The 12,919-nt window shown below is 34.0% G+C and carries 15 protein-coding genes; all 15 read right to left on the bottom strand.

Annotation, left to right across the window (positions count from 1 at the left end; all coding sequences use genetic code 11):
- Positions 1 to 567 (bottom strand): DUF3261 domain-containing protein, encoded by a 567-nt coding sequence (locus KO527_RS13075; protein WP_216040735.1) that lies wholly within the window; start codon positions 565 to 567, stop codon positions 1 to 3.
- Complete coding sequence (locus tag KO527_RS13070) at positions 564 to 1,802, bottom strand: NAD(P)/FAD-dependent oxidoreductase (protein ID WP_216040734.1); 1,239 nt, start codon at positions 1,800 to 1,802, stop codon at positions 564 to 566. Before KO527_RS13070 ends, KO527_RS13075 begins: the two co-directional genes overlap by 4 nt.
- The gene (locus tag KO527_RS13065; protein ID WP_216040733.1) at positions 1,792 to 4,074 is read right to left on the bottom strand and encodes a hypothetical protein; all 2,283 of its coding nucleotides are present in this window, start codon (positions 4,072 to 4,074) and stop codon (positions 1,792 to 1,794) included. The genes KO527_RS13070 and KO527_RS13065 overlap by 11 nt, the downstream gene beginning before the upstream one ends.
- Positions 4,058 to 4,630: an outer membrane lipoprotein carrier protein LolA gene (locus tag KO527_RS13060; RefSeq protein ID WP_216040732.1), complete on the bottom strand. Its 573-nt coding sequence runs from the start codon at positions 4,628 to 4,630 to the stop codon at positions 4,058 to 4,060. Before KO527_RS13060 ends, KO527_RS13065 begins: the two co-directional genes overlap by 17 nt.
- Positions 4,620 to 5,051: a thioesterase family protein gene (locus tag KO527_RS13055; protein WP_216040731.1), complete on the bottom strand. Its 432-nt coding sequence runs from the start codon at positions 5,049 to 5,051 to the stop codon at positions 4,620 to 4,622. Before KO527_RS13055 ends, KO527_RS13060 begins: the two co-directional genes overlap by 11 nt.
- Positions 5,052 to 5,308: 257 nt before the next feature.
- Positions 5,309 to 6,856, bottom strand: a complete 1,548-nt coding sequence (locus tag KO527_RS13050; RefSeq protein ID WP_216040730.1) for an aromatic amino acid ammonia-lyase — start codon at positions 6,854 to 6,856, stop codon at positions 5,309 to 5,311.
- 14 nt (positions 6,857 to 6,870) lie between these two features.
- On the bottom strand, positions 6,871 to 7,824 hold the full coding sequence (locus KO527_RS13045) for an acyltransferase (protein ID WP_216040729.1): 954 nt from the start codon (positions 7,822 to 7,824) through the stop codon (positions 6,871 to 6,873).
- Positions 7,825 to 7,826: 2 nt separating this feature from the next.
- The gene (locus KO527_RS13040) at positions 7,827 to 8,561 is read right to left on the bottom strand and encodes a glycosyltransferase family 2 protein (RefSeq protein WP_216040728.1); all 735 of its coding nucleotides are present in this window, start codon (positions 8,559 to 8,561) and stop codon (positions 7,827 to 7,829) included.
- Positions 8,558 to 8,917, bottom strand: coding sequence for a thioester dehydrase (locus KO527_RS13035; RefSeq protein ID WP_216040727.1), 360 nt, complete (start codon positions 8,915 to 8,917; stop codon positions 8,558 to 8,560). The genes KO527_RS13040 and KO527_RS13035 overlap by 4 nt, the downstream gene beginning before the upstream one ends.
- Positions 8,910 to 10,259: an AMP-binding protein gene (locus KO527_RS13030; RefSeq protein ID WP_216040726.1), complete on the bottom strand. Its 1,350-nt coding sequence runs from the start codon at positions 10,257 to 10,259 to the stop codon at positions 8,910 to 8,912. Before KO527_RS13030 ends, KO527_RS13035 begins: the two co-directional genes overlap by 8 nt.
- Positions 10,260 to 10,263: 4 nt before the next feature.
- Entirely contained in the window at positions 10,264 to 10,698 is a 435-nt protein-coding gene (locus tag KO527_RS13025) for a hypothetical protein (protein WP_252733702.1), read from the bottom strand.
- Between the two features lie 134 nt (positions 10,699 to 10,832).
- Positions 10,833 to 11,084 (bottom strand): acyl carrier protein, encoded by a 252-nt coding sequence (locus tag KO527_RS13020; RefSeq protein WP_216040724.1) that lies wholly within the window; start codon positions 11,082 to 11,084, stop codon positions 10,833 to 10,835.
- A 13-nt stretch (positions 11,085 to 11,097) separates the two neighbouring features.
- Positions 11,098 to 11,355, bottom strand: coding sequence for a phosphopantetheine-binding protein (locus KO527_RS13015; RefSeq protein ID WP_216040723.1), 258 nt, complete (start codon positions 11,353 to 11,355; stop codon positions 11,098 to 11,100).
- Positions 11,348 to 12,121 carry a lysophospholipid acyltransferase family protein gene (locus tag KO527_RS13010; RefSeq protein ID WP_216040722.1) on the bottom strand — a complete coding sequence of 258 codons (774 nt, stop codon included), beginning with the start codon at positions 12,119 to 12,121 and terminating at the stop codon, positions 11,348 to 11,350. Before KO527_RS13010 ends, KO527_RS13015 begins: the two co-directional genes overlap by 8 nt.
- Positions 12,114 to 12,842, bottom strand: a complete 729-nt coding sequence (locus KO527_RS13005; protein WP_216040721.1) for a beta-ketoacyl synthase chain length factor — start codon at positions 12,840 to 12,842, stop codon at positions 12,114 to 12,116. Before KO527_RS13005 ends, KO527_RS13010 begins: the two co-directional genes overlap by 8 nt.
- Between the last annotated feature and the right edge of the window lie 77 nt (positions 12,843 to 12,919).

Below are 12,919 nucleotides of genomic sequence, written 5' to 3'. Positions count from 1 at the left end.
TTAATCCTCACTCAAATCTGTAATTGTGATCTGATAATTTCTTAATTTATGATGTAAAAAATATTGCTTATTTTTTTTCTCTATATGCATGATTAATGTATCTTGATACATCAACTTTCTTTGCCAGTCGGACTTTAAAGCAGCGGTTTGTATTACAAAAGCCGCATCAGATATAAGAGATGCTTTTAACTGTTTTAAAGGCCAATTAACCCATTGTAAATCTGCAACGATATAATTTAAATCAATTCCAGGGAGTGGCATATATTGTGTTATTTCGCTGGTTTTATTATCAAACCAAATCAAGTCAAATAGCGGTATACCTGATACACTCATAGCAGCTATTGAAATCTTATTTTTTGCATACTCAACTTGGGCAATTAAACTTTTAGTTTCATTATTAAATTGCACGTCAATTAGGTGCGTATGTATCACACCTATTAATTCTGCTGGCGGCGATGATAAGTTAAAACTTACATTATCAGATAGCTGTACTTGCCTTTGAGTAGGTACAGATACACAAGCTGATAGTAAAAAAAGAAAAACGCTAATAAGATATTTTAATTTCATGACTGACAAATTTGAGCCAAAACATTTACTCTTCGTTCACTTTCGCTCACATAAGGGTTTTTAGCATCCCACGCGTAGCCTGCTAAAATAGAGCTGATCATATTGCGTACATTTTTATCTTGTTGCTCATGAAAAATAATATCTTGAAAACGGCCATCATACCAAGACTCAACAAAAGTTCTAAAAGTATCTACACCGTATTTTAACTTATCAGCATACTCGCTTTGCCAGTTAACTTGCTCACCATTAAGTTGCTTTTCAATTAAGGGCGCAGCTAAAACCGCTGAAGATAACGCAATTGTCACGCCTGAAGAAAATACAGGATCTAAAAATTCCCCAGCATTACCTAAAAGCGCGTAATTTTGACCAAATAACTGGCTCACATTAGCTGAATAACCTTGAATACTTCTTACATCTTGAATTGGTTTAGCATTTTTTAATAAAGTATTAAGATTGGGATCTTGTGATAAAAAGTCCATTAAGATTTCTGATTCAGATTTTTCTTCATCAAAATATTTAGGCTCAGCAACAACACCAATACTCGATGTGCCATCAGCAAAAGGTATCAGCCAATACCAAATATCTTTATATTCTGGATGCACCGTAATTAATATTTTATCTCTATCAAAGTTTGCATCATTAATATTGTCTTCAAAATGCGTAAATACACTTTTTCGCATGGGGAAATTTGATGGTTTTTCTAAATCCAACAATCTTGGTAAAACACGACCAAAACCACTGGCATCTAATAAAAATTTTGCATTAACATTATATTGTTGGTTTTGTTCATTTAATACACTTAAACAGACATCAGGTTCAAGTCTTTCAACAGCTTCAACTTGATGACCATAGCAGATCTCCACACCTTTTTTATGTGTTTCATCAGCTAATAGTTTATCAAATAAACCGCGTTTAACTTGAAAAGTAGTCCCTGGTCCATCAGTAAACTTTTGCGTAAAATCAAATGCACTATCATTGCCATCACGATGAAATGCCGCGCCATTTTTAAATTGGAAACCTAATTGTGCCGCATTATCTATTACAACTTGTTCAAGTTCTGCTTGTTGTAAAAATTGCATGCATTGTGGTAATAAACTTTCACCAATAGAGAACCGAGGAAAATACTGTTTCTCAAGAATAATAACACTCAACCCTTTATTAGCTAGGATCGCGCCCGCAACAGCACCCGATGGCCCTGCACCTATGATCACAACATCGTACTGCTTATGTGTCATTTAAATTTCCTTGTTTAATTTTTTTATTTGGTCGCGGGAGGTTTGCACTCATAGGTGCGATTAAAAATGTAGATGTAATACCAAACATCACTGTTAAACCAAAACTTTGCACCGCAGGTGTTTGACTAAAAGCCAACATGCCAAAAGCAAGTATGGATGACAGCGCAGATAAGGTAATCGCTAATAATGTAGGCTCTTTAATACCTTGCTCTTGATAAAAAATCACATAATCAATTGCCAACGCTAAAATTAATAAAATGCCTAATAAATTAAATATATTTAAATGTTCAGCAATTAAATTTGTAAAAATTACAGCACTAACTGCACTTAGCCCAATAGCTAATGTGCTTAATAGCCCCTGTTTAATACCATAACGGGCAATGAGCACTAAGCTAATAGCTAAGAAAGCGATTAATAATAAATTAATTAGCTCTGCTCTATATTGAGATAGCCCATTAGATACATTTTTTGCCGTATCATAAAGTAAGATATCTTGCTGCTGAGATAACCATTTAATAGTGTTTTGTTTAAGTTCACCATTAACACTAAACCATAACGCATAACCTAATTCATGTTGCACAATATAAATATCTGCAATATCAGATAACGGACCAGCTTTAAATACTTTATAAGTGAGTGCATTAAATTCAGTTAATGGATCAGATAAGCCTAATTGTGCCAGCCCTAAATCAAACACTTTATTTTGCTCTGCTTTATTTACTAATTCATAATGTAACTTTTGTTTACTCGATGAAGGCAATAAACCAAATAACCCTTTAATATCTAATTCAGTTTGTTCAGATTTTAATTGTGTTATTGCGTATTCTTGCTTTTGTAATAACGCTTCGATTGTTGGTGCATAAACAATAATGCGATTAATGGATTCCATATTAGACAAGTGAGATATGGTTTTTTCATTTTCCATTAACCAAGCAGGGCTTGAGTTAAGTAAACGAATATCATCATTAAAACTCACTTTATGTATTGCAATAAAACCTATCGCCAATAAAGATAATCCAAATAAAATACTAGTTCGATGCTTTATAAGGTATAAATTAGCAGTTTTAATACGCTCGCTAACCTGAGTTACTGAATGCTGCACTTTTAAGTGCTTATTGTGTTTTAATTTAGGCAATACTGCTAATACAGTTAACAATGCACCCAATAAACCAAAAATCATAAACACAGAAACTTGTGTCAACAATGCCATAGGTGAACTTGCGATCACTAAATAACCTAAAGCGGTGGTAATAAAACCTAACAGTAATGGCGTTATTAAGGTTTTTGCGCTGTGGTGTGTATTCGCATGAACCAATGTATGAAAACAGTAATCTATCACAATGCCAATCAAGGTCACTGCAAATACAAAACTTAATAAATGGATGTCATCAAAAAATAACATCAATCCAATGCCACCATAAATAATGGCTAAACTGATCACCCATAAAGCGATAAATAAAGGTGTTATAGAGCGAAAAACAACAAGTATTAATAAAATAATGCCTATTAACGAAATAAGGCCAAAAGTTGATATTTCATCTTCTGCTTGTTTACTCGATTGGGCAGTATGAAACAAAACACCGCTATAAATCAGCTCAACATTAAATTCATTTTCAATATTCAAAAATACACTTTGTAGCTGCTGTGCAATTAATTGGCTTTCTTTAATTGAAAACGCATCAGTTGCTATCGTCAGTGATATTAAATAATACGTTTTGTCATTAAATTCAGAGGTTATTAAACCTTGCTTTTGTTTGTAACTTGTCAGGTTATTAAACTCAGTATTTAAATATTCAGCCAAGGCTAATCGAGGTGAAAAATCAATAGTGTCACTTACAAATGGGTTAGCTATTTGTGTTACCTGAGATAACATAAGGCTTTGCATTTCAGTTGAATCATCTAAGGCTTTAACATATTGTTCTGTTAAAAAGTTATCTTTGAAGGGGCGATAAAATTGGCTAATTTGTGAAATAGATGGCAACTGTTGTGTATGAATATCAACAAATTCTATTTGATTGAGCTTTGCCACTAAAGCGCTATGGGCTATAACTGCTTTTTCACCGGTTAATGCAGCTGTTACTTTTTTCTTAGCTTGCCCAAATAAAGCCTGCTCTGAGCTTAAAAGTGCCTTTGAAATTTGTGTATTAGGTAAGATAGACAAAATATTTGTTTGTACTTGCCATGAACCATAAACAAATTGATAACCACCAAAAAGCAGAATTAAAAGTAACTGAATAACATAAAACTTCTGAAAATTACTGTAACTGAGCACGAATAGCCTCAGGTATCATTGTATTTTCACGATAAGTTAATTGAATTTCAGTTTTATTGCCTTTAGATTCAAATAACTTAATTGACTCTGGTTTTAAACCACCACAGATTTCAATCTTAGTGATAGCTTGGCGCAATACCGCTTGCTTTGGTTTTAATGCAAGGCAATCATTAGCTTGGTGTTTAAGCAGCTCAAACTCATTTTTTAATGCGTTAATATCACCAGATATGGCCTTGATTAAAACCAAAGCCAAAGTACCGCCACCAGCAATGCTTTTAACATTGCCATGATGGTCTTTTTCCATTAGCTCACCCGACTTTAAAAATATCGCTGAATTAACAGGTTTAACGGTTTGCCAATAAAACCCTAGTTTTTGATCTAAATAAAAATCACCTGATGATTTTATTGGTCGCTTTAATATTTTAAAAAACTTATTTTGCTCAAACGTACCTGCAATTAAACTCTTTTCAGATGATTCATTTGAAGCGGCTGTTGAAGTGAAACTCAACGGCACTATTATCAATAAAAATAAGTAACTTAAACGTTTAAGCAACATAGTTTTTTGCTCTTAGTTTTGTAGTTAAAATATCAGGGGAAACAAACTGCATTTCTTTTGTCTGTAAATCAACTGCAACTTGTACTGTATGTGCTTTAGTCAATTTTTTACCTGTTGATTTACAACTGATCAAATACGCTATTTTAAGTCTTGATTCATATTCAACTAAATGTGCATCAACTGTGATCATTTGTGCAAATAATGCAGAACCAACAAACTTAGTTCGCATATCAACTATTGGCCAAACATATCCAGACTCTTGCATATCTAAATAATCGTAATCAATTTTGCGTAATAAAGCACAACGCGCTACCTCTAAATAGCGCGCATAATTGCCATGCCAAACCACTTGCATCGGATCGCAATCATGAAAAGGAACTTCAATATCTACCGATCCCGATAAAATTGCATTTTTAGTCATATATACCCGTAGCCTTTTATAATTCGGGTTTCAGAGTTTGAGGGGGAAACCAGGTCAAGGCATCACTAGCAGCCAATGGTTATTCCCTTAGCAATAGCGATAACGTAGAACTGGATTTCCCCTCAGACTCCCTTTGGGCAAATAAAATCTAAATCATCTTCGTTGTTGTGAGTGCTAAAAGAGTACATATTACACCTCATTTTCACATCTAGAACCGACCTTAGATTTGAATTGCTGATATCTTACATTATGAATGGTTACGGGTATAAACTCCATCGCTGCGTTTGGATCGCATTTATGGTAAAGCGTAAAAGTTTATCTAATGGTCTATCTTCCACTAAAGGTTCAAAAAAGCCACATACATCATCGTACATCTGCATAACTTGAACAGGTAAAGTATCATGATCAAGTTCACCATTTTCAATTCTTATTCTAACGCCTTGAATAGCAGCTAATAAGGTGCTAGCAAGTACTTGCTCTGTTAGTTGTAACACTCGCATTGCATCGCGTGCTGCAATTGTGCCCATGCTCACCTTATCTTGGTTATGACATTCTGTAGAGCGAGAAAACACACTTGCCGGCATAGTATTTTTTAATGCTTCAGCGGTATAAGCTGACGCACCAATTTGCACAGCTTTAAAACCGTGATTGATATAACGACGTTCATCACTACTCATAGATAAATTAGAAGGTAAACCATTGTTATATCGGGTATCAACTAAAGAGGCTATTTGTCTATCGGCTAAATCTGCCAAATTAGCAACGGCAGTTTTTAATGAGTCCATCACCATCGCAATATGACCACCATAAAAATGCCCGCCATGTAAAACATGCTCACCGGGGCCATCTATTATTGGGTTATCATTTGCAGAATTAAGTTCATTTTCAATCATTTGACGGAACCAAGGCAATGAGTCTTGTAAAACACCAATTACATGTGGTGCACAACGAATAGAATATCTATCTTGTAACCTATCTGCATTTCTTGGGTGATCAACATGATTTAAATCATTACGGATCCAAGTTGCAACTTGTTGTTGCCCCGGATGTGGTTTTACAGAGAATAAAATATCATCAAAATGATGACTGTTACCTTTAAGTGCTAAGCTTGATAACGCAGTAATACGAGTTGCCAATTTAGCTAAGTATTCAGCGCGGCTATATGCAGTACAGGCGATTGCAGTCATCACAGCCGTACCATTCATGATAGCTAAACCTTCTTTTGGTCTTAAAGTAAGTGGTGTTAAACCTAAACTTTGCATAACCTCTAAGCTATTTTTAACTTGGCCTTTATAATACACATCGCGCTCACCTACTAAGGCACCTGCCACATAAGATAATGGTGTTAAATCGCCACTGGCACCAACAGAGCCCTCTTGTGGGATCACAGGCACGATATCGTGAGTTAAAAACGCTTTAAGTAAGTTTAATAAGTCCCAACTAACACCTGAATACCCTTGAGATAAAGAGGCTAATCGTGTTGCTAAAATTGCACGCCCTTCATATGGACTAAACATTTGGCCTAAACCACAACCATGAAAACGTGTTAAATGAAGTGGTAGTTCATTCACTAAATCTAAAGGTACGTTAACTGTAACAGAGTCACCATAACCAGTAGTCACACCATAAATAACACCATCTTCTTCAAGTAAGGTATCTAAAAATTTAATAGCTGAATCTATTTTATGGCTAAATCCTGGCGAGTTACTTAAACATGCTTGTTTCTTTTGTGACGCGATAGCGACGATATCTTCGATAACTAAACGTGACTCACCAAAATTGACTGTACCTGAACTTTCTAGCACTACTACTACTCCATTTATTTTTTGCGTTCTACTTTTTGATCGTCAGACCAAAAATCAAAAAAATTAAACCATTGAAAGGGATATTTCAAACAATAAAACTCAAGTCGCTTGGCATAATCTGTCACTACTTTTTCTAGTTTTTGCTGGCGCTCTTTTCTTGGCATTTTCAAAGTATCTGCGACATGTTCAAAAATAACATGATACTTTGACCCCTCTTTTAAACAAAAAAGATAATAAACAGGGCAGTCTAACAAAGCAGCCAAAATAAAAGGTCCTTGAGAAAAAGCCGCTTGCTCACCTAAAAAGTCTGCATATACAACCCGCCCAGGTGTACTAACACTCGTACGATCACCTACTATGACGACCACTTCACCATTATCTATTCTTTCTTTTAATAAAATAGCTAAGTCTGCGCCTACATCTGATAATTGAATTAAATCCACATTAATATCAGGATTAATCTGCTGCATTACTTTATTAAATTCAACAGCATGATGGGTAAATACCAAAACATTAATGCGCGTTTGATAACGACCTTGGCTAAGCGCCCTACACACTTCCAAATTACCTAAATGAGAACCGATAAAAATAGCACCATGCTGCTTTTCTTTTAAATCATCAAAAGCATGCTCTTTACCATAAATAATATTTTTTGTGGTAATTTTACCAGTCCATGCATCTATCTTATCAAATGCGCCAAGCGCAAATGTATAAAAGTGTTTAATTCCTTGCTTATGACCTATTTTTTTTGGCCAACTTTGGATCTTTGCTACTTTATTTAAATATTGGTTAGATGCTAATCGACCTTCTTTCCCTGTAAAATACAAATAAACAACCACAGGATATAAGATAATCGATAGTACTTTTCTACCAAGTAAACGATAAATCACAAATAAGGTCTTCATGCCAAAATAAGTACCGCGCTCTTGGGCTTTTGACCAGTGTTTATTTTCAGATTTTTCAGACATAACTAATTTTTAAACTTTCTAAATATTAATTTAGGGCTGCGTAACAACATGCCAAAAAATAAGCGTGTATGCATCCATGAAATTAATACGTTATCTTTGAAAGGCTGAAAATGCGAAATGCCATTTTCTGGGTAGTTCACTTTAGTTTTAAAAAACTCAACTGGCACATTAGCCCAATATAAACGCACCATGACTTCGGTATCAAAATCCATACGTTTACCTAAAGCAACTTTATTCATTAAAACAGATGTATCTTTAAGCGGATAAACACGAAAACCACACATAGAATCTTTTAATGACAATGATAAAGTTTCAATCCAAACCCAAACATGTGTGATATAACGACTATAAAATCGATGTTTAGGCACTGATTCATCATAAATAGGCATACCTGAGATCAAAGCACTTGGTGAATTTTGGGATAGTTTTATTATTTTTTTTATATCGGTTAAATCATGCTGCCCATCAGCATCAACTTGTATTGCATGACTAAATCCTAAGTCATGAGCTAAAGCTAAAGCAGTTTGCATAGCACCGCCTTTACCTTGGTTTATTTGATGGTTTACCAAAGTTAAAAAGTCATATTTGCTATCCAGTTTTTCAAATTGCTGTTTAACATCATGATCACTGCCATCATTCACCATTATCACAGGTAAATTAAAGCCTCTTAATTCAAGCAATAAATCTTCAATCACTAAAACATGATTAAAGTTTGGGATCACAAAACAATAACTCATGAAAGCGTATCAAAAACAATGCGACCAGAGGCATGTTTTCCTTTATTCGACGAATAAGAAAAAGTAACTTTTTGCTCAGACTTTTGAGTCAGCTGTAAAGTTAAATTTTGTCCTGGCTCTATTACAACTTGAAACTTTAACACTTCAAGATCTTTAACATCACAATCAATATTAAACATGTGTTTGGCATACATTACAGCCCAATCAAGCTGTACTACGCCTGGCAGTATAGGGTTTTGGGGGAAATGACCTTTAAAGTAATCTAAATCGTCAGGAATAAATAGTTCAACTGTTGATTCTGTATCTTGTATTTTTTTGCTAATTATTTCTGGGCTGATATTAATTAAATCAGTCAAACAACACCTCTAACTCTTTTTGTACTAATTTACCTTGAGCGTTAAATGGTAACTCATCTAAGTAACGCCATTTTTTGGGTAAACTAATACGCTCAAATTCTTTTAATAAATGCACTTTAAAACATTCGTTTAATGCACGCTTATTGTTATCACATATTATTGTTTTTGCGATATCATTAATTGCGATGACAGCAACTAAACTCGGCCTTTTACTGTTATTTAAAATGAAAACCTTAGCCTCTTTTATGCCTGCATGGCGTATTAAAGCTTGTTCCATATGCTCTAAATTAATGCGCTTTTCTTCTAACTTAATAGTGCGATCTGAGCGCCCTTTTAATACAAAGTGGGTATCATCTACTTTTTGTATTAAATCATCAGTTAAATAAGATGTTTCAGCCATAAAAGGTGATGATATCTGTAACCGTTCACCTAAGTCTTCAAAAGCAACGCTATTATATTTTATTCCTTTAAATAACATCCAATTACTAGGTGTTGACTTATCACAACGACGCCAAGAGATACCGCCTGTTTCTGTGCTACCAAAAACCTCAGTAGGTGCAATATTCAATTGCTTATTAATCAGTGATGACACATTAAATGCTAAAGGGCCGCCAGAGCTAAATATGCACTCAAACTGCGCTTTAACTTGCTGTAGAACATTATCTTCAACTAAGCGCTTTAAATGTGCGGGGCTTGCCAATAGTGTCACTTGTTTGCTTTTATTTGCTTTTAGATAAGCCTGAATATGCTCTGGGTATTCAAATACTTGATTTAGTATTTTAATTCCAAATCTCAGAGGTAATAAAATCTTAAACAACAAACCATAAATATGCTGATGAGATACTGTACTCAAAACAATATCGGTTTGTAATAAAGGGGTTTCAAAAGTACTTTTTAAAATTTCGATTTCTTTTAACAAATAATGGCTATGTTTAACTATTGCTTTTGGTTTGCCTGTTGATCCAGAAGTATAAAAAGTAATTTTACTATTAAAATTATCAAATAACTCAGAAGCTAATTTAGGTGAGTTTTTTAGTTGTATATTATTAAAACTGCATTCAATTTTAGGGATATTTAATAATGATATTTCCCCCATATAAACATCTGCACTTTTAGATATCTGATTCAGGGTTTCTTGTTGTGAATTAGGCGGTAATAAAATATGTTTTTGCTCTAGCATTAAAGCAAAAAAATAAATTGAAAACTGATAACTATCACTATGATAAAGCAATACATTTTCAAACTGAGTTTGACGAATAGTTTGCCTTATACTTTCTACTTGAGTGCAAAAAAATGACCAAGAGATTTCTTTTTCACCCTGTAAAAAACAAATGTGAGACATATTATTACATAGCCTCTTTTTTATGCTGCTTTTTTACTTGGATACGCACTAAAAATTCAATCCCCATAATGCAGCCCATTATAATATAAGAGATAAACCCGTTATAAATCATCCAGATTTCAAGACTAGTGAAAAATGCGGTATAAGTTGCAATTGCACTATTTATAACAAAAAAAACACACCAAACTAGTGTCACATTAGCAGTATATTTAACGCCCTTTTCATTTAAATCAGGTTCTTTTAAACGCGCAAAGGTTTCAATTAATGTAGGAGGTTTAAAATATGAATATAAAAATACGCTCAGCATCGCGAAACTAATTAAAATTGGATAAATTTTAAAGCCGATGAAAGAGTTAGTAAAAGTGCTTACTAAAATGCCAGCGCCGCCAAGTAGCGATGCAGGTAAAATCCAAGGCATTTTATTTAAAGCATTTTTCATTAAAAATACTCTTAACATTAAAATGCTCAAGATAATAATAGACAGCCATTGAGGGCTAAAATAATTTAACCCAAAGTAAACAGCGAATGGGTATAATGCTAAAAGTATACCCACTACTATTGAAGTTATTAATTTCACTTAGCTAAAATCAACTTCTCAACTTCAATAACCACATGTTCAACGGTTCTTACTAATTTAAATGCTTCAGGATCAATCTTTTTACCTGTAATTTCGCGTAATTTAACCACTAAATCAACTGCATCTATGCTATCTAAATCTAAGTCTTGATATAAATTTGCTTCTAAGCTGATATCGTCAGATTCAACTTCAAAGTCATCCACCAATATTTCAACTAAAGTATTATAAATTTCGTTTCTTGATTTCATAATAACCCCAGAATTACGCTTTTGCTTGAGAGATAAAGTCACTCAAGGCATTAATTGATGAAAAATGTTGTTTTGTTTGCTCTGAATTAGCATCAATTTTTACTTCATATGTTTTTTTTATTGCTAAACCTAGCTCTAAAGCATCTATGCTATCTAACCCTAAGCCATCTACAAATAAAGCTTCGTCATCTTGAATATCTGATATTTCAATATCTTCAAGATCTAAAGTATCGATTATGAGTTGTTTTAGTTCACCTTTTAAATCACTCATTTATGATTAATTCCTCTTTAAAATAATTTTCTAAGTCGCGACTGTACTGCCTAACATATTTACTTGTCTGTGACTTATCATATTCAGGTAAATCGGGTATGTTATAAACAAGCTTTGCTGTAAATTGCGCTTTTTCGCTGGGTATTCTATACCATGGAGCCGATTTAGTTAATGTTGAAGGAACAACTTTTATTATTACTCCAGTAATATTTGCCATGCACCGCAGAGCTATATTTGCAGCTCCGCGCTGAAATGCGATTTTTTCACCTGGTTTAGAGCGGGTCCCCTCCGGGAATATAATTAAGTTATTACCCGCTTCAAGTGAATTTTTACAATCAATCAATAAACCTTCCGGATCGGCATTGCTTATATATCCCGTATTTTTTACCACACCTCGTATAAAGGGGTTTTTAAACAAATGCGCTTTAACAACACAATCGGCATTTGGGATCACAGAAATAAGCACAACAACATCTATTAATGATGGATGGTTCGCTAATATTAATTGGCCTTGAACTTTTTTAATGTCATTGATGTTTTTTGTATTAAAATCTATTACGCCTAAAAACTGCATTAAAGATACAAAAAATTTAAAACTATAGTGAACAGTTTTACGCGCTTTAATTTTTCGGATTTTGAGATCTTTTATAACCAGACCTTGTACCGGAAACACCAAAGCGGATAAAAGTAACCCACCAATACCAAAGCATAAAAAACAAAAGCCAGTTGCCAATACTCGCCAAATATAATTTAATTTTTTAAACATGCTTACTGCAATGCCAACGATATTTGTTAGAGCTAATATCTAACTTTGATTCATCTGAATTTAACCAAGCATATAAAGTTAGAGCGCGTGGCGCTTTATTATCACGATTAGTGTTTTCATAAGCATCAAATTTAAGGTTGAAACTCGATTTGATACTTTCATCTAAACTTAAAACAAAAGCGACAGCATGATCTATTTGTTTTTCATCTTTAAACTCATCATAAGGAGCCGGCAAGGCCTGATCGACATGAACTAATAATACCTTATTGCAAATACCTGACTTTAACCGTGCATAGGCATCAACTAACGCCATAAACACGCTATCTTGACCTGCCGCCATCGCATTAATCGCTGATTTATTGTTAGTTAAAATACTATATAAACCTGCTACCGCATTATGAACCGATAAACTAAAAGCAGTAGGTGATAATTCATTATCTAGAGCTAACTCACCTAAAAGGTCTGATGTTTTATGTAAATCACCATGCCGACTCGAAAAAACCATTGGCATATCTTCATCATTATTTTGATTAACTTGATGTGCAACATAAAGCGCAATCTTAGCAAATGGACTTAAACGGCGCCTTTGCATAGCTGGTACAAAAGCTAATTTTGGCCAAACAGATTCAGGAAGCGCTTCATCTGATAAGATTGCATTTAAGGGAGTGCCATTTTCACAATCTGGATACCAAATAGCAGAGCTTTCAATATGCAATTTCATAAGCGCCTAAGGTCTAAAAATAAGGATACGCAGACTAATAAAAAAAAACGCTAAAATCAACTTACTATTGCTTAGAT

Origin of the sequence: Pseudoalteromonas sp. C2R02, from assembly GCF_018860845.1 — a bacterium.
In the GTDB taxonomy this organism is placed as follows: Bacteria; Pseudomonadota; Gammaproteobacteria; order Enterobacterales; family Alteromonadaceae; genus Pseudoalteromonas.
This window is presented reverse-complemented; position numbering and strand designations above follow the sequence as displayed.